The organism is Streptomyces sp. NBC_01298, assembly GCF_035978755.1.
Taxonomy (GTDB): Bacteria; Actinomycetota; Actinomycetes; order Streptomycetales; family Streptomycetaceae; genus Streptomyces.
Genome location: NZ_CP108414.1, coordinates 3,138,902 through 3,162,393, shown reverse-complemented (window position 1 = coordinate 3,162,393; position 23,492 = coordinate 3,138,902). Strand labels below are relative to the sequence as shown.

The 23,492-nt window shown below is 69.4% G+C and carries 15 protein-coding genes and 1 tRNA gene; 12 read left to right on the top strand and 4 right to left on the bottom strand.

Features of this window, described 5'->3' with window-relative positions:
• Window positions 1-500: 500 nt before the first annotated feature.
• Entirely contained in the window at window positions 501-1,631 is a 1,131-nt protein-coding gene (locus OG730_RS13985) for a TIGR02391 family protein (protein ID WP_327304544.1), read from the bottom strand.
• A 230-nt stretch (window positions 1,632-1,861) separates the two neighbouring features.
• Between OG730_RS13985 and OG730_RS13980 the strand changes: the two genes are divergently transcribed.
• Window positions 1,862-2,554 (top strand): hypothetical protein, encoded by a 693-nt coding sequence (locus tag OG730_RS13980; RefSeq protein WP_327304543.1) that lies wholly within the window; start codon window positions 1,862-1,864, stop codon window positions 2,552-2,554.
• A gap of 96 nt (window positions 2,555-2,650) precedes the next feature.
• On the opposite strand, the gene OG730_RS13975 is transcribed toward OG730_RS13980, so the two are convergent.
• Window positions 2,651-2,709, bottom strand: a tRNA-Ser gene (locus OG730_RS13975).
• Between the two features lie 259 nt (window positions 2,710-2,968).
• On the opposite strand from OG730_RS13975, the gene OG730_RS13970 reads away from it, so the two are divergent.
• From OG730_RS13970 to OG730_RS13940, 7 genes are all read left to right on the top strand, one after another.
• Entirely contained in the window at window positions 2,969-4,402 is a 1,434-nt protein-coding gene (locus OG730_RS13970) for an ATP-binding protein (protein WP_327304542.1), read from the top strand.
• Window positions 4,403-4,476: 74 nt separating this feature from the next.
• Entirely contained in the window at window positions 4,477-6,951 is a 2,475-nt protein-coding gene (locus OG730_RS13965; protein WP_327304541.1) for a helicase-associated domain-containing protein, read from the top strand.
• Between the two features lie 63 nt (window positions 6,952-7,014).
• On the top strand, window positions 7,015-8,193 hold the full coding sequence (locus tag OG730_RS13960) for a hypothetical protein (RefSeq protein ID WP_327304540.1): 1,179 nt from the start codon (window positions 7,015-7,017) through the stop codon (window positions 8,191-8,193).
• 143 nt (window positions 8,194-8,336) lie between these two features.
• On the top strand, window positions 8,337-9,500 hold the full coding sequence (locus OG730_RS13955; RefSeq protein ID WP_327304539.1) for a serine/threonine-protein kinase: 1,164 nt from the start codon (window positions 8,337-8,339) through the stop codon (window positions 9,498-9,500).
• Between the two features lie 100 nt (window positions 9,501-9,600).
• Window positions 9,601-10,458 (top strand): SNF2-related protein, encoded by an 858-nt coding sequence (locus OG730_RS13950; RefSeq protein WP_327304538.1) that lies wholly within the window; start codon window positions 9,601-9,603, stop codon window positions 10,456-10,458.
• Window positions 10,459-10,571: 113 nt separating this feature from the next.
• Entirely contained in the window at window positions 10,572-12,605 is a 2,034-nt protein-coding gene (locus OG730_RS13945) for a helicase-related protein (RefSeq protein WP_327304537.1), read from the top strand.
• A gap of 1 nt (window position 12,606) precedes the next feature.
• Window positions 12,607-18,147, top strand: a complete 5,541-nt coding sequence (locus tag OG730_RS13940; RefSeq protein ID WP_327304536.1) for a DNA methyltransferase — start codon at window positions 12,607-12,609, stop codon at window positions 18,145-18,147.
• 48 nt (window positions 18,148-18,195) lie between these two features.
• On the opposite strand, the gene OG730_RS13935 is transcribed toward OG730_RS13940, so the two are convergent.
• Both OG730_RS13935 and OG730_RS13930 read right to left on the bottom strand, forming a co-directional pair.
• On the bottom strand, window positions 18,196-18,381 hold the full coding sequence (locus OG730_RS13935) for a DUF397 domain-containing protein (protein ID WP_327304535.1): 186 nt from the start codon (window positions 18,379-18,381) through the stop codon (window positions 18,196-18,198).
• Window positions 18,378-19,250, bottom strand: a complete 873-nt coding sequence (locus OG730_RS13930) for a helix-turn-helix domain-containing protein (RefSeq protein ID WP_327304534.1) — start codon at window positions 19,248-19,250, stop codon at window positions 18,378-18,380. Before OG730_RS13930 ends, OG730_RS13935 begins: the two co-directional genes overlap by 4 nt.
• 156 nt (window positions 19,251-19,406) lie before the next feature.
• Here OG730_RS13930 and OG730_RS13925 point away from each other — a divergent pair, with 156 nt between their 5' ends.
• The 4 genes from OG730_RS13925 to OG730_RS13910 all read left to right on the top strand — a co-directional run bounded on the left by OG730_RS13925 (window position 19,407) and on the right by OG730_RS13910 (window position 23,394).
• Entirely contained in the window at window positions 19,407-19,853 is a 447-nt protein-coding gene (locus tag OG730_RS13925; protein WP_327304533.1) for an ATP-binding protein, read from the top strand.
• Window positions 19,854-19,928: 75 nt separating this feature from the next.
• Window positions 19,929-21,218 carry a DUF262 domain-containing protein gene (locus tag OG730_RS13920; RefSeq protein WP_327304532.1) on the top strand — a complete coding sequence of 430 codons (1,290 nt, stop codon included), beginning with the start codon at window positions 19,929-19,931 and terminating at the stop codon, window positions 21,216-21,218.
• Window positions 21,215-22,402, top strand: coding sequence for an AAA family ATPase (locus OG730_RS13915; RefSeq protein WP_327304531.1), 1,188 nt, complete (start codon window positions 21,215-21,217; stop codon window positions 22,400-22,402). Before OG730_RS13920 ends, OG730_RS13915 begins: the two co-directional genes overlap by 4 nt.
• 44 nt (window positions 22,403-22,446) lie before the next feature.
• Window positions 22,447-23,394 carry a hypothetical protein gene (locus OG730_RS13910; RefSeq protein WP_327304530.1) on the top strand — a complete coding sequence of 316 codons (948 nt, stop codon included), beginning with the start codon at window positions 22,447-22,449 and terminating at the stop codon, window positions 23,392-23,394.
• Window positions 23,395-23,492 lie beyond the last annotated feature (98 nt).

The following is a 23,492-nucleotide window of genomic DNA, read 5'->3' as shown; positions in this document are numbered from 1 at the left end:
AACTGCCCGGTCTACAAAGGATGCAGAGGGCGGGGCGACAGCCTAGCGACGCAGGTCGGAGCCCTCCATTCGATCCGAACGAAGGGGGCAGGATTGTGACAACAGCAGGCGCTCTTGCACTCATCACGCGTCGCGGCGGTGACGGCCGGGACGGCGTGGGCCGGGGGCTACTTCCCCTCCAGCTCCACAACCCGCTCCCGCAGCTCGGTGACCTCACCCTGGAGCCGAGCGATCTGCTCGCGTACGACCTCCGGCACACCTGCATCACCAACTGGCTGAACGCGGGCGTGCCGGTGCCGAGGTGGCCCGCCGCGCCGGAAACTCCCCGGAGGTCATTCACCGGCGGACGAGGGATGCATCGACGGCCATGAGGAGCTGAACAACGCGAAGATCGCGAAGGCGATGGGGTGGGGGGAACCCCAATGAGCGTGAGGAACCACCAGCACCAAGAGTGCTCGGCCAGATTGATTCTGAAGGGACCAGTCAGAGGTGGCGGGCCGTCACGGCCCCAGTGAGGCGGACTTGCGCTGCTCGTCCTCGATGTCGAGACGCCGCATCAGGAAGCTGGCGAAGATCAGCATTTCGTCGGCCTCGTCTCGGGCGTCCTTCTCGTCCGGGCCGTGCATGCGGGGGTTGCGCAGCGCGCCCATCGCGCCCTTGAACAGGAACTGCATGCCATTCTGCTCGCTCTCCAGCGAGCCCCCCATGGACCGAGTCACCATGATCTTCGGAGGGTGTGGTTTGGCGCCGAAGGCGATACCCATCAGTCGCTCGCCGACCTCGGTAGTCCCGACCAGGACCGCCACGCGGTGCTCTACAGCCTGGAATGCACTCCTGACCGCGTCGTAGTAGAAGCCGCTGCTGTAGCGCTCGGCGGCGACCTCCGCGATCAGCGGATGCAGCATGCAGGTGACCTCCACCGACTCTGCTGCTCGGGGGACAGGTTTGGCCTTTGGTGCTGGAGCGAAATGGCGGTTCGGGCCTTTCTGGAAGGGCGTGTTGTCGGCCTCAACCCGCCGACGCCCCAGCACCTGCTCACGGATGCGCCAGTACTCATCCACGCGGTGCACGTTAGCGAACGGTCGAATGTCTCGGGCGTAGCGCAGTGTCCAGTCGAGGTTGTCTAGACTGTGGCCGCCACCGCGGAAGCAGGGCTCCTGAAGCGCGAGCGCGAAGCCAGCGAACCAGCTCCTCCTGGTCTTCAGCGCCAGCTCGGGGTCATCCACTGGGGGCGCTAGGTCGACGGGCCGCAGTTCCGGCAGGGCACCGGGATCCGTGGGCTGAAAGTGGGGCTCGATGTCGGCCGCTGTCCTCAGCAAGACGAGGAAGGAGTTGACACGAGTCTCGCTATTGGCACAGTTCGCAGCGCCGGCGATCGTCAGGGACAGCTCTGCCATGCCTTGTGGCAGCCGCCGTAGGTCGGCGTCTACGCCCCTCAGCAGTGCAGGGCACAGTTGTTGAATGGCCTCTTCGAATTGCAGGCCCGACGCGTACAGCTTCCGATCGACGTAATCGAAGGTCGGCCAGCGAAGTGAGGTGGAGAAATGCTGCCAGACCACGTCGAGAAGGGCATGGCCATCCTGCCCAGTGGGCCGTGGCATTCCCTCGGGCGCAATGGTCCGAACGATCACGTGCTGTCCCCCAGCGTCCGAGCCTGAACCTGCTCGCAGGTTACTACTGAGGCACTGGTCTGCGGGGGAGATCATCAGCGCAGCCGTGCATCGACCTCGCCTGGCGCAGGCCCTGCTTCTCCGGGTTGAGCAGGTTGCCCCGCGGTGGGGGCCGATCGATCGGGATGGCGAGCCGGCAGCGAGCGATCCTTACCGTAGATCATTTGCGGTACGAGTCCTAGTCTGCGCTCATGCGACAAGTGGCAAGATCCTTAGGTCTGTTCGCGTTCCTGGTCGTCATGACTGGGTGCGGTGGCAAGCAGACGACCACCACGACCGGTGACGTCACCACGACGGTCGTGCAGGACAGCCAATGGGTCACTACCGCGATCTCGGCCGGCGCTGTCCTCATCAGCTCGGCCGCAGCGGCCTGGATCACTCACTACTTCACTGGACGGACCGAGAGGAGGAGGCAGCAGCACGCCGACGCCCTGGAGGCGGCGAAGCGCAATCACGAGGCCAAGTTGGCCCACGAGCAGCGCATTCGCGAGCAGGTGATCGCTACCTCTACGACCATCTCGAAGATGCTCCAGGACTTCCGGGCGAAGATCGGTGAAGCCACGGAGGCGGCGGACACGTTGGCCGCCACGCTCCTGTACGACGAGTGCTTCGCCATAGTCCGCCGGCACCATGACGATGCCCTGCCTGTTATCGAGGTCATGCCGGACCTGGAGCTCCGGCAGAGAGCCAACGCCGTCTTCGAGGCCTACGGGCAGTGGGCGGAAGGCACTGCGGAAGCGTTGTCGAATCTCACGAGGCGCCCGGATGCCAGTGGGCTCGACGGGACTCGCGAGCAGTACTACCAACGGGCGCGACGGGTGATCAGCGATGTCTCCGCACCTGACGCGCGGCCCACACGCCCCTCACACGGGACTCGTGCGTGACAACGACAAAGGCCCGGACTCAGTTGGACTGAGTTCGGGCCTTCATGCTTGGCACTTCAGCTGGTCAGCGCGTTGATCGCGTTGTTCCGGCCGGAGTGCCCCCGGCAGGATTCGAACCTGCGCACACGGCTCCGGAGGCCGGACCGCACCTGGGCGTTTGCCCAGGTCAGACACCTAGCTGATGAGTTGTCAGACTTGTCGTCTCATGCATGTCCCACGACTCGGAAATGTGTCGAATGTCGCAGAATGTGAAGAGTGCGGACCTCGGTGACCGAGGCACCGGTGCGCGGATCCCTTTCCCGCCGTTTCAGTGGGGCTGCTGACGAGACCGTCAGAAGCGAGCTAGAATCTAAGTAAGATTCAATCTACGTAACATCGAATCTATGTTTCAGGAAGGCCGGGGATGGGGCGCTGATGGAGTTCAAGGGCAGGTCTGCTGATCTGGATCAGTTGGCTCGGCAGCTGGGCCTGGTGGTGGGCGGTACGGGCGCCACGCGTGGTCAGGCTGTGATCGTGACGGGTCGGCGCCGGGTGGGCAAGTCTCGTCTGGTCCAGGAGTTCTGCGACCGTTCCGGGCTTCCGTACGTGGTCTTCCAGGCGACCCGGGGACGCAACGCCGTGACCGAGCGGGCGGATTTCGCCGCGACGCTGGCGCATTCCGCTCTGCCCGGGGCCGAGCTGGTGGCCGGGCTGCAGGCCTCCGACTGGAACCAGGCACTGCGTTCCCTGGCGGTCGCGATTCCGGACGATGCCCCGAGCATTGCGGTGCTCGACGAGGTGCCGTGGCTGGTCGAACAGGACGGGGAGTTCGAGGGGGCGCTGCAGACGGTCTGGGACCGGCACCTGTCCGCCAAGCCCGTCCTGCTGATCCTGGTCGGCAGTGACATGTCGGTGATGGAGGCGCTGCAGTCCTATGGCCGCCCCTTTTTCGGCCGGGCGGCCAAGATGACCGTACAGCCGCTGCATCTGGCCGATGTGCAGGCGATGACCGGTCTGGACGCGGCGGAAGCGGTGGACGCGCTGCTGATCACCGGAGGGTTCCCGGAAATCGTTCAGTCCTGGCGGCCGGGGATGGGCCGCCAGGACTTTCTGCGCGAGGCTGTGTCCAACCCGCTTGCCCCGCTGTTGGTGGCGGGCGAACTGTCGCTGCTGGGGGAGTTTCCCGAGGCGTCCCACTCGCGCGCGATCCTGGAAGCGGTCGGCAGTGGCGAGCGGACCTTCTCCACCATCGCCGCGCAAGCCGGTGGTGCCGGCGCGCTGCCCTCGGGCACACTGTCTCCGCTGCTGAACACGCTGCTGGCCAAGCGAGTCTTGGCCGCTGATCTGCCGCTCTCGGTCAAGGCGGACAGCAAGAACAAGCGTTATCGCATCGCTGATCCGTACCTGCGGTTCTGGCTGGCTTTCCTGCAGCGCGGCATCCCGCTCATCGAGCGCGGTCGCGGTGATCTGGCGCTGGAGCGCATCGAGCGGTCGTGGACGACATGGCGGGGCCGGGCCGTCGAGCCGGTCGTCCGCGAGTCGCTGCTGCGCCTGTTGCCCGATGAACGGTGGCCGCAGACGGAGGCGGTCGGGGGCTGGTGGAACCGGCAGAACAACCCGGAGGTCGACCTGATCGGAGCTGACCGCGAATCCGTGGCAGGGCGGATTCACTTCATCGGCTCGGTGAAGTGGCTGGAGTCGCAGCCGTTCGGCCGACGTGAGTACGAAGTGCTGGTGCGGGACATGCTCGCTGTGCCCGGAGCCGAGCCGGACACGGCGCTGGTGGCGGTGTCCCGCTGTGGTGTTGAGGACGATCTGCCTCTTGCGGCGCATTGGGGTCCGGAGGACCTTGTTCGCGCCTGGCAGTAGTCAGGGAAACCGCGAGGGTGGTGACGCGGCCGGTTCACCCTCGCGGGGTGACCGGACGGCGCTAGCCTGGCCGGGTGAATGCGCGTACCGCCCTTGTGAAATGGCTGGGAACCCTGGATCCTCAGCGGCTGACCGCGTTGCTGGAGGAGCGGGATCTGCCGCTCGCCGCCGGGTACCGACGGATCACCACCCTCCGCGAGCTCGCCGAACACTTGCTCACCGACGAGTCGGTGGGCCAGGGCCTGATGGCGGGCACCGCCGGAGAACTGGAATTGCTCGCTTCCATCGCCGCCCTCGCCCTGGAGCGGCACGGCCCCGCAGCCGGTGGCGAGGCCGAGGATGGGCCCCGATATCCCTGGCAACAGCGGAAGCCCGTTCCCCCGGTGGAACCCGCGGACCGATTGGTGCTTGAGCGGGACGTACTGTCCTGGTTCGAGCCGGGGGAGAAGCGACACCGGGCGGAACACACACTCACCCGACTGCGGGAGCGCGCGCTGTTGCTCCCCGCGCCCAAGGGCCGACTGGCGCTCCCACCACTGCTGCACGTCCGCGCCGCCGGGTTCGACGGTTACGGGCGTACGGCCGACCGGCTGCTGACCACCGCCTACAACGCCCCCGAGGTCAAGCGGATCGCCGCAAACCTCTTCGAGGGGGCGGCCCGTACCCGCGACCAGGCCCAGGAGCTGATCACCGCTCTGCTCGCCGATCCCGCCCGGGTGCGGGCACTGGTGGCGGACGCCCCGGTCCGGGCGCTGGAGCTGCTGGATCACCTGGTACCCGGCCCGCCGCTGCTGCGGACCCACTGCTTCGTCGGCCGGTACGGGTCGCAGTACGCGGGCCCGGACGCCAAGTACGTCTTCCGGGAGGGCGGCAGCGGTGACGAGGGCACCGACTGGCTGGCCGTGCGCGGACTGCTGGTCCCCGTCGGTCTCGACCTGGTGGAGCTTCCCTACGAGGTCGCCCGTGCGCTCCGCGATGAGGGCGCGGCGCCCAGCCCCCGGCTGGAACCGGAGCCGTTCACCGCCACCGCGCCGCTGCCGTCCGGCTGGGAGGGCGAGGGTGGCACGGCCGCCGCGGCGGCCGCCTGGCGGGCAGAACTGGTACTGCGGGCCCTGGCCGCTCAGCCGGTCGCGATCCGCAAGGCGGGCGGGATCGCCGTACGGGACACCCGGCGGCTGGCCAAGGCGGCCGGGGCCGATGAGGCAGACACCCGGCTGTGGCTGGACCTCGCGGTGAACGCCGGCCTGGCCGCGCCCCGGGACGACGAACCGGCCCCCGCTTCCCGCGGCCGCCGCAACTCCAAGGCACCCAAGCCCACCGCCCGGCTGTTGCCGAGCGACCGCTACGACGCCTGGGCCGCCGCTCCGCCCGCGGGCAAACTGCTGTCGCTCCTGGCCGCCTGGGCCGTGGTCCCCGCAGTTCTCAGCCACTGGCCGGACCCCGACGAGACCCCGGTCGCGCTCATCAGTCCCCAGGACGAGGACGCCGTGACCCTCCGCACCGGGGTCCTGCGGGCGCTCGCCACCCTCCCCGACGGCCACGGGCTGGCCGCGAACGCGCGCGGATACACCGAACTGCTGTCCCTGGCCGCATGGTTCCAGCCCGCCCTGCGCACCCACCTGGCCGCAGACGCCACGGGGGAGCTGACCGGCCTGGACGGAGTCCTCGACCGCATGGCGGTCACCCTGACAGAGGCGGCCCTGCTCGGCGTGGTGGCCCACGGCGCGCTCACCCCCGTTGGGCGGGCCCTGTGCCGACTGCTGGAGGCGGGAGCCGCCCACCACTACCCGGCAGTCCCCGGCGCGGGCGCGGACCCGGCCGCCCGCGGCCCGGAGCACCTGGGCGAGGACCTCTCCCTCCGCCCTACCTTGGCGAAGGCGGTGACCACCCTCCGCGAGAACCTGTACGCAGCACTGCCCGAGCCCAGCGACACGGCCCGGTTCCAGAGCGACCTGACCGCCACGGTCACCGGCGCACCCGCGCCCGCCCTCGCCGACCTGCTCTCCGCGGTCGGGGACATCGAGTCCGAGGGCCACGCGGTGGTCTGGCGCATCACGGCAACCTCCATCCGCCGGGCCCTGGACGCCGGCTGGAGCGCGGACGAACTCCTCGACCGCCTTACCACCGCGAGCGAGCGCGGCACCCCCCTGCCCCAACCACTGGCCTACACGATCAAGGACACCGCCCGCACCCACGGACAACTCAAGGTCGTCCGCTCGGCCTGCTGCATCCGCTCGGACGACACCGCCCTGATCGCCGAGGTGGCCCAGTCCCGAGGCCTGACCAAACTCCGCCTGCGCCGGATCGCCCCCACGGTCCTGATCTCCACGGCCCCGCCGGAGGAGACGCTGTCAGCCCTCCGCACAGCCGGCTACGCCCCCACCCAGGAAGCCGAAACGGGCACCACGCTCCTCGACCGCGCCCCGACCGGCCGCGCCCCGAGCCTCCTTCCGTCCCTGGACGAGGCCCACCGACCCTACGGCGAACACGTCCGGGGTGTTCCCTGCAGTGCCCGAACCCTGGCTTCTGCGATCACCGAGGCCGGTTAGGGCCCACTGGGCGAGTGTCGTTGCTCAGCAGCACTGTCAGTGGGATGTGTGAGTGTGCGGAGCATGATGCATACCGCGTCCCTGGTTCTCGCGGGACACGAGGAACTCGCGCAGGGGACACCCGACAGTGCGGCCTGGCTGCTCATGTTTCTCCTGAACTTCAGCACCGTCTGGATGTCCTTCCTCGTGATCATCACGGTGTTGCTCGCCCTCTGTTCGCGCAGACGCCCCGGCGGGTGGCTGACTTCTGGCCCGCTGGCCGGGAGCCGGTCGAGCCGGAAACGAATCGACGGATTGCTGGCGGCGCTCTCGGCCGCAGACGGAGCGCGGGCTGCCCTGCCGGACGCCGCGGCGCTCGCTGTCCGGGTGTGTGCCCACAGGCGCTGGGCAACGGCACGGTCGTGGCTGTACGGACCGGCCAACCTGGCGGCACTCCTGATGCTCTACGGCGCGTTCGGAGGTTGGGGTGGGCCCCTGCTCCCGACAGCCGCTGTCGTCGGCGCCGGGTTTTTGGCCCTGGCGGTAGCGGCGACAGCTGCGGAGAAGATCTCGCGGCGCCGGGCGGATCCCTACGGAGAAGCAGCCTTCCGAGGCGTGGTGGCCCTGGAGGCCCTGGTGATGCCGGACGGCGCGGAGAGTCGGGTCAGGACTCTGCTGGGGTCCCTCCGCGCCAGAGACCGGCGTCCGACGGCCTACTTTCCGGTGGACTGGTCGTACCGCACCGTTGAGGAATTCTGTATCGCAATGGAACGGCTGGCGCAGTGTGCGGTGCTCAGCGGCGACAGGGTGGGCAGGGCACGGAGGGAGGCCGAGGTCCATGTGTACGCGGCCCACGTGCAGGAGTCTCTTGAGCAGTACCGTCTGGCGGCCGTGGCGCATGCGGCTGCGGCCGATGCCGCCGTCGGCGCACCGGTCCGCAGCGTCGACGGAAGTGATGGGGTGCGTGACACCCTCAGCCGGTTGCTGTCCCTCGTGTCCGGTGTGCTGGCGGACGTCTGCCGCGACCGGCTGATCGTTCCGGCGCTGGACTGGGAAGAACTTCCCGAGGACCGGAGAACGGCGCCGCGCCGTGGGATGAGGTGGCAGACCGTCTGGCAGACCGTGGCAGCCGTCACGATCCTGATCGCGCTCGCGGCACTGTTCACCTGGACCGGTGCCCCCGGCGAGTTCGTCTCCCCGATCATCTTCGGACTCGGCGGCGCCATCGGCGTACTCCTGCCCCGTGCGCGCTGGACGGCCTGAGGCGCCCGGCCGGCCGAGCGCCGCCTCCCCACCGTACGGCCCGGCAGCCAGGGAACCCGACGCCTACACTTGCGTCGATCCCGCACCCGTGAGGGCGGGCGGCGGACGAGGCGCAAGGCCACGAGGGGGAGGGGCACGTACCCGTGGAGCCACTGAGGGACGACGATCCGCAGACCATCGGCGGCTACACCCTGGTATGCAGGATCGGTTCGGGCGGCATGGGCCAGGTGTTCCTCGGCGAGTCGGCGGCCGGGCAGCAGGTCGCGGTGAAAGTGATCAAGCCTTCGGTCCTCGACGAGGACACCCGTACCCGGTTCCTCCTCGAAGTCGACAGCCTGAAGACGGTGTACGGGCCGTTCGTAGCCGCCTTCGTGACAGCGGACGCACACGCCGACGCGCCCTGGCTCGCCGTCGAGTACGTGCCCGGGCCCGATCTGCGGTCCTTCGTCACCGAGCACGGCCCGCTCCCCGCGGCCGAGACCGCCAGCCTCGGGGCGCTGCTCGCCGAGGGGCTGGCGACCGTGCACGAGGCGGGCCTGCTGCACCGCGACCTCAAGCCGCAGAACATCCTGCTCGCTTCCTACGGCCCCAAGGTCATCGACTTCGGCCTCGCCGTACTCGCCGAGCGGCGCTCCTTCCTGACCGCGACCGGCTACGTCGTGGGTTCCATCCTGTGCATGCCACCGGAGCAGGCTCGTGGCGAACACCAACTCGACCGGGCCGCCGACGTCTACGCGCTCGGTGCCGTCCTGCTCTACGCCGCCACCGGGCACTATCCCTACACCGGTCCCACCTGGCAGGCCATCGCGCTCAAGATCGAGGACCCGGCCACCGCCCCCGACCTCACGGGCCTGCCTCCCGAGCTCAGCCCACTGATCGCGGACATGCTCGGGATGGACCCGGCAGCCCGGCCGACGCTGGCGCAGGTGACCGCCGCACTGGTGGGGGTCATGAACGGCCTCGGCCTCACCGCCCGCCAGGCCAAGCGTCGGCTCACAGACCGCATCCCCGCCGTGGTCGTCCCACAGCTTCCGACCACCGCCCCCGCGTACACCCCGACCTTGGTCGACGTGGCGGCCACTGAGGACGAGGAGTACTCGGCAGGGCAGGGGGCGGAGTCTTCGCCGGAGGAGGAATCCGCCGAATCCGCCGTGACACCCGAAGAGGTCCTCCCGGCGTCTGCCGGAGAAGCGGCTTCGCGCGGCACCGTCTCGCGCCGCGGGACCGGGGCCGGTGCCCGGCTCTCCGCCCCCCTCCGTATCGCGGAACAGATCCGGGCCGCGTACGCCCGTGACGCCCGGTTCTGAGTCAAGATCACGGGATTCCTCCGGAGGGCTCACCCCTCCCATTCCTCCGTGACAGACTTGCGGCCGGACGGCCGTACGACGCATCACGGAGGGATCAGGAGTGGCAGAGCAGGGGGAGAACCGGTATCCGCCGGGTGCCCAGATCCTCGTACGCGACGAGCAGTGGCTGGTCCGCAACTCCATGCCGACCGATCACGACGGCGAGAAGATCGAAGCGCTCGGGGTGTCCGAGTTCGTCCGTGACGAGGAAGCGGTCTTCTTCAGCGGGATCGACGCCGTGGAGCTCCTCGACCCCGAGAAGACCCGCCTGGTGTCGGACACCTCCTCCTATTTCCGCCGGGCCCGTCTCTTCCTCGAAGCCGTCATCCGCAAGACGCCCCTCCCGCAGTCGGAGCGCGGCCTCGCCCTCGCCGACCGCTTCCTGCTCGACCCGCTGGCCTACCAGCAGCGCCCGGCCGAGCTGGCCCTGTCCATGCGCAACCTCCGTCCCCGCCTGCTCATCGCGGACGTGGTGGGTCTCGGCAAGACACTGGAGATCGGGCTCACCCTCGCCGAGCTGATCCGGCGCGGCCGGGGCGAGCGCATCCTGGTCGTCACACCGCAGAGCGTGCTCGAACAGTTCCAGCACGAGCTGTGGACCCGCTTCGCCATCCCGCTCGTCCGGCTGGACTCGCTGGGCCTTCAGCGCATCCAGCGGGAGATCCCGGCCGGCCGGAACCCGTTCACCCACTACAAGCGGGTGATCATCTCGGTGGACACCCTCAAGAACATCGGCCAGTACCGGCACCACCTGGAGCGCATCCGCTGGGACGCCGTCGTCATCGACGAGTCCCACAACCTGATCAACGCAGGCAGCCAGCGCCGTGCCCTCGCCGAGATCCTCGCCCCCGCACGGATGCCCTGCTCCTCGCGAGCGCGACCCCGCACAACGGCGACAAGCGCTCCTTCGCCGACCTGATCTCGCTCCTCGACCCCGCCGCCATCGCCGACCGCGACCACTACGACCCGGCCGAGGACCTCGGGCACCTCTACATCCGCCGGACCAAGATCAGCCCCGAGGTGCGGGACCAGATGGGCGACGAGTGGCCCGACCGCGGCCCCACGCTCTCCCTGCACTGCCCGGCCACCGAGGCCGAGGAGAAGATCTTCGCGGAGCTCACTGACCACTGGCTGCCCGCGCCCCCGGCCAGCAGCGAATTCGGCACCGCCGACCAGGACCGCGTCTCCGTCACCGCCGACCCGCTGTTCGCCTTCGGCCTGCTGAAGACCTTCCTCTCCTCCCACAAGGCCCTCGGCGACACCGTCGCCACCCGCCTCACCACCCTCCAGGGCAAGCTGGAAACGGCGGCGAAGGAGGGCCGCACCCCGGACCCGGCCATCGCGCCCGAGCAGGAAGCCCTGCGCCGCCTGCGCGTACTCGTCGACGGCATGGGTGACGGCACCGCCCCCGGCGACTCCGCGAAGCTCGACACCCTGGTCGAGCAGCTCAAGGAGATCGGCGTCGGACCCCGGTCCACCACCCGGGCCGTGATCTTCTCCGAGCGCATCCGCACCCTCAAGTGGCTGTCCCGGACCGTGCCCGCCCGTCTCGGCTTCAAGGCGGACGAGGACGGTTCCTTCAAGGCCGTCCGGCTCCTCCACGGCGGTCTCGGCGACCAGGAACAGCTGAAGATCCTGGAGGCCTTCGGGCTGGCCGACAACCAGGTACGCCTCCTGTTCACCGGCGACGTCGCCTCCGAGGGCGTCAACCTGCACCGGCAGTGCCACCAGCTGATCCACTACGACATCCCGTGGTCCCTGATCCGGATCGAACAGCGCAACGGCCGTATCGACCGCTACGGGCAGGAGCACCAGCCCGAGTTCCGCGCCCTGGTCCTCACCTCCTCCCACCCCGGCGCCAAGGACGACCGCACGGTCGCCGAGAAGCTGATCCTGCGCGAGGAGGAGGCGCACAAGCTCAACGGGACCGCCGAGGCCGAAACCGGCTGCTACCGGGCCGAGGAGGAGGAGCGGCGGCTCATCAGGGAACTGGTGAAGGGCGGGACCGTGGAGGACTTCCTCGACGACGCCGCCGAGAGCGGCGACTCCGAGCTCTTCGACCTGTTCGGGCAGGTGGACACCGTCACCGAACACGAGCTGCCCGCCCGCGCCGAACTGGTCTCCCTCTTCGACGGGAACACCGCCGAGTTCGTGGACACCGCCCTCGACGAGGTGTTCGGGGACCAGGCGGCCAGCCTGATCGACCTCTCCAGGAAGAACGAAGGCAGCGGCTCCTACCTCTCCCTTTCGCCGGCCATGGCACCCGACCTGCTCCACCGCCTCAAGGCCCTGCCGCCGTCCTACCTCAAGGAACAGGGAGTGGCCAAGCGCATGCTGGTCACCTTCGACCGGGCGCTGGCCCAGCGGAAACTGGACGAGGCCCGCAAGAGCAGTACCTCGCTCTGGCCGGAGGTCTCCTTCCTCACCGACCTTCACCCCGTGGTGGAGTGGCTGACCGACAAGGTCCTCGTCGAATTCGGCCACCAGGAGGCTCCGGTGATCACCTCACCGCACGTCGACGGACCCGTCTTCCTCGTCCAGGGCATCTACTCCAACGCCCTGGGCCGCCCGACCGTGGTGCGCTGGATGGCCGTGACCGGCCTCGACGGCTCCGCGGGCAGCCCGGGCGTCGTCCCCATGGCGGACGCCCTGCGCGACGCCAAGGTCGACCCGCGGCTCGCCCGTACCGGCGGCCCCCGCGACCTCGACCGCCTCCAGTCCCTCGTCCCCGCCGCCGTGTCCGTGGCCCGTGACCACCTCGAAGCCGGCAAGGAAGAGTGGGCCGCGCAGCTCAGCGAGCCCCTTGCCGCCTACCGCGAACACGTCTCCGGCTGGAAGCAGGACACCTTGGAAGGCGGCGCCACCGGCCGCCGCGAACGCCAGGTGGAGGAGACCGCCGACGAGCTGGCCCGGCTGCTGGACCAGCTGGAGACCACCGGCCGCCCGCTGCTGCGCGTCCTCGCCGTCCTGGACCGCCCGGGCGACCCGGCATCGGCCGCCGCCGGAACCGGCGGCCCGCCCACCCCCGAATCCACCCCGTCCGACGACCAGGCGGAGAACAACTGACGTGACGTACGACTCGCTGGTCAACCACGGCGACTACCTCTCGGCCCACTACCTCGCCGAGGTCCTCCCCAAGGACCTCAAGGCCAAGGACGGCCTGCTGGCCCGCTGGGCCGCCGTCGAGGACGAGGAACGCCACCGCCACGCCACCGCCGTCGCCGAGGCGAAGAAGCAGGGCGCCGACCCGGCCTCTGTGCCCGCCAGGGCCCGTACCCCCCGCGAGGGCCTGCGTGCCCTGCACGGCCCCTACTTCGCCGGCCGCGCCGCCCTCGCCGAGGACGCCGAAGCCCTCGCCCAGCCGGACGCCGTCGTCCCCGCGGGCTGGGCCAAGCGCGTCACCGAACTGCACCTGGACACCCTGCGCGCCCTCGGATACGCCGACGCCCACGAGCAGTCCGTCACCGTCCACCGGTCCGACCACGCTTACACCGTGCAGGTGGTCCACGCCGAGCCCGGTCTGTACGCCGTCTCCTGCGGCTGGACGACCCAGGCCGACGCCGCCCTCGACCCGGAGGGCGCCGGCCGTCTGCTGCACCCCGTCGCCCTCGAAGGTGCCGGGAGCCTGGTCGACGCCAAGGCCCTGACCGACTTCCTCTTCACGTGCGACGAGCCGCCGCGGTACGTCCTGCTCCTCGTCGGCGGAGTGATCGTCCTCGCCGACCGGCTCGCCTGGAACGAAGGCCGCTACCTCGCCGCCGACCTCGACGCGGCCCTCAACCGGCGTGATGACCGGGGCGGCGGCGAACTGGACACCCTCGCCGCTCTGTTCGGCGCCGACTCGCTCCGCATTCCTGCCGAGGGCGGCGCCGCCCCCCTGGCCGGCTTCCTCGACAAGTCCGGCAAGCACGCCATCGGGGTGTCCACCGAACTCCGCGAGGGCCTGCGCCTGAGCGTCGAGTGGATCGCCGACGAGGTCCTGGCGCGCCTGCGCGAACCGGGGAACGGCGTCACTCCCGCCGACCTGGACGACCCGGCCCGCCTCGCCAAGGAGCTCAGCCGCGAGGCACTGCGCTACCTCTACCGCATCCTCTTCCTGCTCTACGCCGAGGCCAGCCCGGCCCTGGGCATCCTCCCCTCCGACTACCCCGAGTACGAGCGGGGCTACGGGCTCCAGCGCCTCGGCGACCTCGTCCTGCGCGACCTGGTCGGCGAACGCTCCCGCCGCGGCTTCCACCTGTACGAGTCCCTGGAGCTGCTCTTCGAGAAGGTCGAGCGGGGCCACCGCGAGTTCGGCTCCGAACCTGAGGACCTCGTAGCCCAGGCCGCCGACCGCGAGGCCACCCGGGTGGAGCGGGAGGCCGCCGAGCTGCTGGCCGCAGGCACCCTCACCCAGGCCGAGTACACCGAACGCGTCCGCGAGGCCGACCGCAGCCGCCGGGCCGCCGCCCGCAGCGCCGACGTCGGCCTGCGCTTCGAGCCCCTGCGCTCGGACCTGTTCAAGAAGGACGCCGTCCGCCTCATCGGCGAGGACCAGATCGAGAACCCCGCCCACGAGCGGGACGGCGCCGAAGCCGGCCGCCGCCCCTACCTCGACACCCGGCTGCGCAACGAGACGCTGCACAAGGTGCTGCGCCGCCTGATGCTGACCAAGGGCAAGGGGAAGGAGCGCGGCGGCTTCATCTCGTACGCCCAGCTCGGCATCAACCAGCTCGGCGCGGTGTACGAGGGCCTGATGTCGTACACCGGCTTCATCGCCGACGAGGACCTGTGGGAGGTCGCCAAGGGCGGTGATCCCTCCGGCGGCAGCTGGATGATCAAGGCTTCCCAGGTCAAGGACTACTCCGACGACGTCTTCGTCCAGCGTGTGAACGAAGAGACCGGCGCCGCGGAACGCGTGGTCCACTCCCGGGGCAAGTTCGTCTACCGGCTGGCCGGCCGCGACCGCCAGACCTCCGCCTCCTACTACACGCCGAAGTCCCTGACCGAGGTCACAGTCGAACTGGCCCTGCGCCACCGCCTCGACCAGGAGGGCGCGACCACCCAGGCCCGCGAACTCCTGGAGTGGAAGATCTGCGAGCCGGCCCTCGGCTCGGGCGCCTTCCTCAACGAGGCAATCGACCAGGTGGCGGCCGAGTACCTGCGCCGCCGCGAGCACGAGCTCGGCCGCCGGGTCGACGCCGACCAGCGACAGATCGAACTCCAGCGGATCAAGGCGTACATCGCCCTGCACAACGCCTACGGGGTCGACCTCAACGCCACGGCGGTCGAGCTGGCCGAGGTCTCCCTCTGGCTGAACTCCATGCACCCGGGCATGCGCGCCCCCTGGTTCGGCCTCCACCTGCGCCGCGGCAACTCCCTCATCGGAGCCGGCCGCAAGATCTACCGCTCCCACGTCCTGACCGGCGGCCAGTGGCTGGCGAAGAAGGACACCCTGGCACCGGTCGACCTGCCGTTCCGCGAGGGTGTCCTCCCGCAGGGCGCCGTCCACCACTTCCTCCTCCCGGCGATCGGGTGGGGCGCGGTGGCGGGCGAGCCGGAGGCGAAGAAGCTCGCGGAGACCGAGGCCAAGGCGCTGGGCAAGTGGCGCAAGGGGATCCAGCACGCGCCGAAGGGCCCGAAGTCGTTCGTGGAGAAGAGCGACGAGGCCCCGGAGGCACGGGCGAAGCGGTACGCCCGCTGGGAGAAGGCCGCGGCCAAGACGGAGCTCGTACGGATCCAGGGCGTCGCCCGCCGCGCCGAGTTCCTGTGGTCGCTCGTGGCGACGCGCCTGGAACTCTCCGAGCGGAAGATCTCTCGCCGGATCGACGTCTGGGGCGCGGACTGGATCGACCAGCCTTCGGAGGCCACGGACAAGCAGAAGGTCCTGGACGACCTGACCCGGCACGGCACCCCGTACTGGCGGCTGAAGACCGTCATGGACGCCTGGTGCGCGCTGTGGTTCTGGCCGCTGGACCGAGTCGGCGAGCTCGACGGCACGGACCGGGTGTACGCGACCGGTGGCGCCCTGGTCGAGGAGTCGGCCCTGCCGACCCTCATCACGGGCAGTCCGGCCACCCCGGCCGAGCCGGTGACTCCTACGGGCCCGGCGCCCGGGGACCAGCTCTGGCAGGCGGCCGGCCTCTTCGACGACCCGAACGGTGAGCAGGGCGAGCTGGGCGCGGCGGAGGACGGCGCGGGCCTGGAGACCGGCCCGAAGCGCGGTACGACGGGCCGCAAGACTCAGATCACCGACCAGCGGCGGCCGTGCATCCCGCTCCAGAACATGGCGGACTGGCTGGACTTCCTGGAGGCGGTCCTCGGCACGGAGGACGTCCCGGAGGGCTCGCTCCTCGCAGGCATCGAGAACATGTCCGTGGACGAGGCCCTCGACTTCCTCACCGACGTCGAGGATCGTCTGGACGGCACCCTCGGCATGGACACCCCGGGTCGCCTGCCGTTCCGCTTCCCTTGGCTGGACACGGTCGAGACCATCGCGGGCACGAACGAGCGCGACATAAAGGCGGACGACGGCCACGGCTTCTTCCACTGGGAGCTGCACTTTGCGCACATCTTCCGGGGCGAGAGCGGCGGCTTCGACCTCCAGGTGGGCAACCCGCCGTGGGTCCGTCCGGAGTGGGTGGAGACCAGGGTGCTTGCGGAGCGAAACCCCTGGTTCGCACTGACTGAGCAGCCGTCGGCAACGAAGTTGCGCGAGAAGAAGGAAACGCTGCTAGCGGATACCCGCTCACTCACCTACTACCTGCACGAGCTTGCCGCGGTCAGCGGTGTATCGGCAATGCTCGGCTCACCTGCCCTCTACCCGGTGCTGGCGGGAACTCGCCCTGACTTGTACCGGGCCTTCATGAACCGGGTTTGGGGCAACCTGGGCGAGGGAGGCATGGCGGGGCTCATCCACCCCGATACACATTTCGGGGGCGTGAAAGACGGGAAGCTGCGGAAGGCGGCATACCTTCATCTCCGACTGCATGCTGGATTCGTCAACGTTGGAAACTGGGCGTTCGAGGCCAGCCGGAACACTGAGTTCGGGGTGCACATCTACGGTGCGCGGCAAAGCGCAGTCCGCTTCGACAACCTCAGCCGTTTGTACGGGGTAGAGCCGCTCCTTGCGTCCTTGGACCACCACGGTGAAGGTGATGTGCCAGGTATGCGGCACGGAGGATCCTGGGATCTTCGGCCGCATCACGCACGGGTGATCGAGGTCAACGACGCCGTCCTGAAAGATTGGCAGCGGCTCTCTGGAGACGTGGGCTCGTCATCACAGGCCGCACTGTTGCAGCCGACGACCACTGCGGAACAGGGTGCGATCGCAGCCCTCTCAGCCGTCAGCGATCGTCTCGGATCGTACGAGCCGCCAATCAGCCAGGGCTACAACGAGACGAACGGCAAGAAGGACGGCTTCATCGCCTGGCGCACATCTCAGCCGGACGACTTGTCAGAGTTGGTTCTCCAAGGGCCGCACTTCGGCATCGCTACCCCGATCAGCAAGCAGCCTAAGATTCCTTGCCGGGGCAACCACGACTGGACCAGCTTCGACCTCACGCAGCTGGCAGCGGATGCCGTGCCCCGCACGAACTACGTCCGTCCCAAGACGTGCTCTCTCAAGGAATACGAGCGGGAGCAGGATCGCTGGCTGGACCGCTCTCGGCTGACGAGTGACTGGCAGCCGAGCGCCGACGAGTGGGCGAGCCGCAGCGACGTGCTCTCCGAGGAAGAACTGGCATTGGGCGAGGAGGAGCAGCGGGAGCTGCTGCGTCAGCGGCTGTGGTGGTTCCAGCCGTACACGCGGTTCTACCGGTTGGCGTGGCGCGTCATGATTCCTTTCAACACTGAGCGGAGTCTTTTTGCGGCATTGATGCCCCCAGGTCCGGCTCATGTGCACACGGTGCAGTCGATGTCTTTGGGGAACAACAGGGGCACTGCCCTGAATGCGGGTTTCTGGGCTTCGATCCCGTTCGATTACCTTCTGCGCATCACTGGCCGTTCACACCTTCAGGTGGCCGAAGCCCAAAAGATGCCCTATGCCGACCAGGCCCACCCGCTGGCTGGTGCCCTTCTCCTCCGCACCCTCCGTCTCAACTGCCTCACGGAGGCGTACGCCCCGTTGTGGGCAGAGCTGTACGACATGACCTGGCCGGGCTACGAAGACTGGGCCGTGAAGTGGCCCGAGCTGGAGCCGATTGCAGCGGGTCTCAATACGTTCTGGGAGTACCGCACTCCACTCCGCTCCGAGTACGAGCGCCGTGCCGCGCTGGTTGAGATCGACGCGCTGGTTGCCGTGTGGCTCGGCATGAGCGCCGATGAGTTGATGGCGATCCACAAGGCCCGCTACGCGATTCTGGCGGACCGAGAGTCGCAGATGTGGTTCGACGTCAACGGGCGCCAACTCGCGCAGGACCCGTACGCGCACGGTCACGGCCAGACCAAGCAGCACTACGAGCAGTTCCTCGCCTTCGATAAGAAGGAGCGCTCCGAACCGCCCGAGGGCTACACCGCGCCCCTCTACAAGGCTGAGCGGGAGGCGGAGATGCGGGCCGCGCATGCCTACTTCTCGAAGCGGCTTCAAGAGGCGATCGACGCGGGGAAGTGGGTCCCGCCCGCCAGCTGAAGCGAGGGTGCTCTGCCGTCGGCGGAGCACCCTCTTCAGGCTCTGAAGTCAGGCTTCGGGCGCGTACCTGACGAAGTCGGCCCACACCGCGGGGGAGAGGGCGAGGCGGGGGCCGTCCTGGTGCTTGGAGTCGCGGACGTGGACCGCCGAAGTGCCTACGGCGACCTCGACGCAGTCGTCACCGGAACCGCTGCTGTAGCTGCTCTTGAACCAAGCCAGTGCTTCCGTGCTCATAGTGCTCCTCGCATCTGCCGCAGCAGGCCCTTGGAGTCCTCCAAGGAGAGGGCCTGTGCCCGCATCCTGGCATACCGGCGCTGGAGGATGCTGACCACTTTGGGGTCGGCAATGAACTGCCCGTGCTCCTGCCCCTCGCAGTACGCGTACCAGCGCGGCTCTGGCGTCTCCAGCAGCCGCATCGGCCCCGCAAGCCCCGCATGCGAAGCCCGCACCATCGGCATCACCTGCACCTCCACGTTCCGCAGCTCCGCGACGCCCAGCACCCGGTCGATGAGCACCCGCGTCACCTCCGCCCCACCCGTCCCCCGCCGGAACAGCTGCTCCTCCAGGAGGAACCCGAACGTCGTGTTCGGCCGATCCCACAGCAGCCGCTGCCGTTTCGCCCGCGCAGCCCACTGCGCCTCGACCTGCGCGTCGCTGAGCGGTGGCAACTGGTCCGTGAACAGCGTGCGCGCGTACGACTCCGGCTGCAAGAGGCCCGGGACCATGCGGCACTCGTAGGTGTAGAGGGTCACCGCCTCCAGCTCCAGGCGGGCCCACCGCCGGAACCAGCTCGCCAGACCCGGCTGCCGCGACAAGTGCGGCGCGGCCTTCCGAAGGGCGCCCGTGTTTCCCAGGGCCTCCTCCGCCGGCTCCACGAAGTCCTCGTCGGGCATGCGTCGGCCCTGCTCGATCGAGGCCACCGTGTGCTTCGAGAAGCGCACCCGCTCCGCGAACTCCTCGCGGCTGAGCCCGGCATGCTCCCGCAGGGCCTGGACGACCGCGCCGAAGGTGCGCAGACTGTCGGACGCCTCCGGTTCGGCGCCGGCCGGGCCGCCGCCCGCCTCCGCATCCGTACCGCCGTCGTCCGTGTTCTCGTAGGCCATCCCGGCCACCTCCCGCGCACATGCCCCGTAAACCACCCGGCCTCCCCATGGTCACGGTCGGTGACGCGTACTGTCCACCCTCCGTGCGCGTACGCTGACCCGGCGTACGTGGCGCCACCCTGGTGAACGTCCCCTCCCCGCCGCCACATTGGCGTCATGACGCCATCACCCGCCCCGCAAGCGCCGGTCACCGTACGTGTGTTCACCCAGCGGTTCAGCTCCACCCCGCGCGGTGCCCGCCTGGCCCGGTACCTCGCCGTCCATCAGCTCCACGCCTGGGGTGTCCCGTACGGCACCGAACCCTCCGACGCCGCCGCCCTGCTCGTCGCCGAGCTCGCCGCCAACGCCGTCACCCACGGCCGCGTGCCCGGACGGGACTTCGAGCTCGCGCTCACACTCAGCCCGGACGCACTCCGGATCGCGGTCTCCGACACCCGGGGCGAGCGACGCCCTCCGGAACCTGCCGGGCTCCGGCCACCCCGGCCGCTCGCCGACACCGGCCGCGGCCTGCTCCTCGTACAGGCGGTCGCGGCCCGCTGGGAGGTGCGGGAGCGGCTGCCCATCGGCAAGACCGTGATCGCCGAGCTGGACCTGCCGCACTGACGGGCGGCGCGGCCGCCGATAGGGTGATCCGGCAGGTGGCGGTCACGTGGCGGCGGTGAGAGGCGAGCGGGGAGCATGGCGGAGCTGGAGGACTCGGGCGGCGTTCGGGCGGCGGCGGGGCGCGGGCGGCCCGTGGGCTATCAGCGGTACCTGGTGCCGGACGACCTGGCCGAGCAGGATTCCCTGTTCCTGCCCCTGGAGAGTCCGATCGAAATCGGGACGGACGGGCGGCCCACCGGCGTGGAGCTGGAGGACCTGGCCGGCGCGGAGGAAGTCGCGTCGGACGGCGACCCGGACGGGATCTCCGCGCCGTTCCGCCCCGAGAGCATCAAGATCGAGACGCAGGCGACCACCGTCGACCTGCTGCTCTCCCGGCTTCGGGAGGGAATGATCGACCTCGCGCCCGACTTCCAGCGAAGGGCGGGCATCTGGAGCGATGTCATGCAGAGCAGGCTCATCGAGTCCTTGCTGCTGCGCATCCCCATCTCCAACTTCCACATGGCCCAGGACGACGAGGACAACTGGGCGGTGGTCGACGGCATCCAGCGGCTGACGGCGATCGCCCGGTTCGTGGCCCCGGACGCGGTGGACATGCCGCCGCTGACCCTGCGCGGGCTGGACTACCTGACGGACTTCCATGGCAAGGGGTACGCGGACCTGTCCGGCCGTCTGAAGATCCGGCTGCGCGAGACCCAGCTCGTGGTGCACATCATTCAGCAGGGCACCCCGGAAGCCGTGAAGTACAACGTGTTCTCCCGCATCAACACCGGCGGACTGGCGCTGAAGGCGCAGGAATTGCGGCACGCGCTGGTTCAGGGGCCCGTCCGATCCTTCCTGGCGGACCTGGCCGAGGACCATGCGTTCGGCGAGGCCACCGGCTGGAGCGTGTCGAACGAGCGGATGGCGGACCGGGAGATGGTGCTGCGCTTCATGGCGTTCCGCCTCTCGGACCCCGCCGAACACGTGCAGCGGGACTTCGACCAGTTCCTGGTCACCGCCATGCACCAGATCAACCGCGTCGATGAGGCAGGGCGGGAGGAACTGGCGCGGGAGTTCCGGGCCGCCATGCGGTGCGCCGTAGTCGTATTCGGGGCGCACGCCTTTCGTAAGTGGCGGGGAGGGAAGGGGCGCTCTCCCATCAACAAGGCACTCTTCGAGACAGTCGCCGTCAATCTGGCCGTCCTAGGTGATCAAGGCCGGGACCGGCTGGTAGCGTCGCGTGACAGCGTTCTCGACGGCTTCTTCGAGCTGATGAAGGACCTCGACTTCGACCGGTCCATCTCCATCGCGACGGGTGATCCGAAGAAGGTCCGGACGAGGTTCGGCGAGATCGCACGGGTCTTCCAGGGGGTGGCAGGACAGTGATCGACCGGCTCGTGCTGGGCAATTTCAAAGGATTCCAGCGGGCTGAGCTGCCCTTGGGCCCGCTCACGCTCCTCACCGGGCTCAACTCCTCGGGCAAGAGCACGGTGCTCCAGTCCCTCGCTCTGCTGCGCCAGTCGTACGAAGCGGGTGACCTGCACGCGACGCAGCCGCCTCGCGACGAGCAAGGGTCGAGGCGTCCGTTCGACACCGCGGGACAGGGCTTCCTGCTCAACGGTGACCTCATCAGCCTTGGCACTGGTGAGGACGTCCTGCACGAAGACTTCACAGGGGATGAGCCCCGGATCGCTCTCGGTGTCGATGAAGGTCTGAACCGGTACTCCTGGACGGTCGGGTACGAATCCGAGCAGAACCAGTTGCCGCTGCTCGACGTCGACCTGCCGTACACCTCGGAGGGGCCCGACCTGCCGTCCGGCATCGAGGCCTTGATCCCTGCCTTTTTGGTGGCTCCCTTCCAATACCTCAATGCCAACCGCATCGCGCCCGCGGAGTTCTACCCCCGTGACCACCACACGGCCATCACTCGTGGCTTCCTCGGCGTACGGGGCGAGCACACGGTCAACTTCCTGCGGCACCATGCCCGGGACGAGGTTCCCAAGGGCCCGCTCCGCCACCCGCGTGCCGACTCCGTTTTCCTGCTCGACCAGGTCGCGGCTTGGATGGGCGATCTGTGCCCGGGCGTGGACATCCAGGCCGATGCCATCGAGGGCACCGACGCCGTACGCCTCTCGTACGGCTTCCAGGGCTCTCTCGGCCCCACCCGGCGCCGCCGCCCGGGCAACGTGGGCTTCGGCCTGACCTTCGTCCTGCCGATCGTGGTCGCCTGCCTCATGGCCGGGCCCGGCTCCTTGATCCTGCTGGAGAACCCCGAGGCCCATCTGCACCCGCAGGGCCAGACCCGTATGGCCGGCCTGGCGGCGGCCGCCGCCGCGCACGGTGCGCAGCTTGTGGTGGAGACCCACAGCGATCACGTGATCAACGGGGTCCGGCTCGCGGTGAAACAGGGGCGGCTCACCCCGGAGCAGGTCGTGCTGCACTACTTCCGGGGAGACGGCACCGGGGTGGACGTCGTCAGCCCCAAGGTCGACCGGGACGGGCTGCTCGACCAGTGGCCCGAGGGATTCTTCGACGAGCTGGAGAACACGCTCGACCAGCTGATCGGCTGACCACCGCCGGGGGGCGGGTAACACATCGTCGCGGAGGGGGAAACGTGCCGCAGCTGTTCCTGAACGAGAAGTCCTGCGAGTCCGCCGAGGAGCCGGATCGCGTCAATCGCGCCATGACCAGCTTGGTCCACGCGATCGTGGCTGTGGCCAAGGCCGATCGGCCCGGCACGTTTCTGATCGCACGGGAGCCGGTTGCGGCTCTCCAACTCGCTGTGGGCCACCCCATGGGCAAATGGGCCGGCGATCCGCGCAACCACGACCTGTGGCAGCGACTGCGGCAGATGCAGAACAAGGCGCCGTACCGGGCCGTATACCCGGAAGGCGAGACCTACTCCGATGTCGAGTACCGCCACGGCGATCTCACTGTGGAAGGTCTCGGTGCTGCCCACCTCATGGAGGGCATGGGGGTCTCGCTCCCGGTCGCCCCGCACTGGGACCGACCCCGCCTGACCCTGGTCCGGGAAGTACTCGTGGACGGCGAGGGCGGTCCGGGCTCCGAGCTCACCGAGGTCGAGATCCCGCACGCGGCGACCCGCGAACACATCGACGGCCACCTGCCGTGGATCCGGGAGTACGCCGAAGCCGCCAGGCGGGGTGACCTGAGCAGTATCCGGACCGGGGCGGCCCTGCTGGAGCGCAGCCGCGAGCTCTTCCCGGACGTACGGTTCCTGCCAGGAGCCGAGGCGCAACTGCGGGAGCTGAAGCAGCTCTGGGTCCACCCCGTCCGCAAGCGGCTGGCCGAGATCCAGCAGGCCGTGGTCGGGTGGGATGCCGTCAAGGAGCCCGAAGGCCCCGACTGGGGCTCCAAGACCACCCCCGAGCACCAGGGGCGCAAGCGCGAGCACTGCGTGTTCACCGACCTGGACGGCGAGGCCCAGTACTTCGACACGCACGTGCGCTTCACGCCCCACGAGGGACGGATCCACTTCCGGCTCCTGGAGGCGGAGCGCCGGGTCCACATCGCGCACATCGGCGGCAAGCTCGGGATCTGACGGCTCCGCCCGCGAGCGTGGCCGACTCACCGTCCCCGTTACCGTAGAGCCGTGGGCGGGCCCTCCGGGCGCCCGCCCGGCCCCACCCCCGTAAGGAG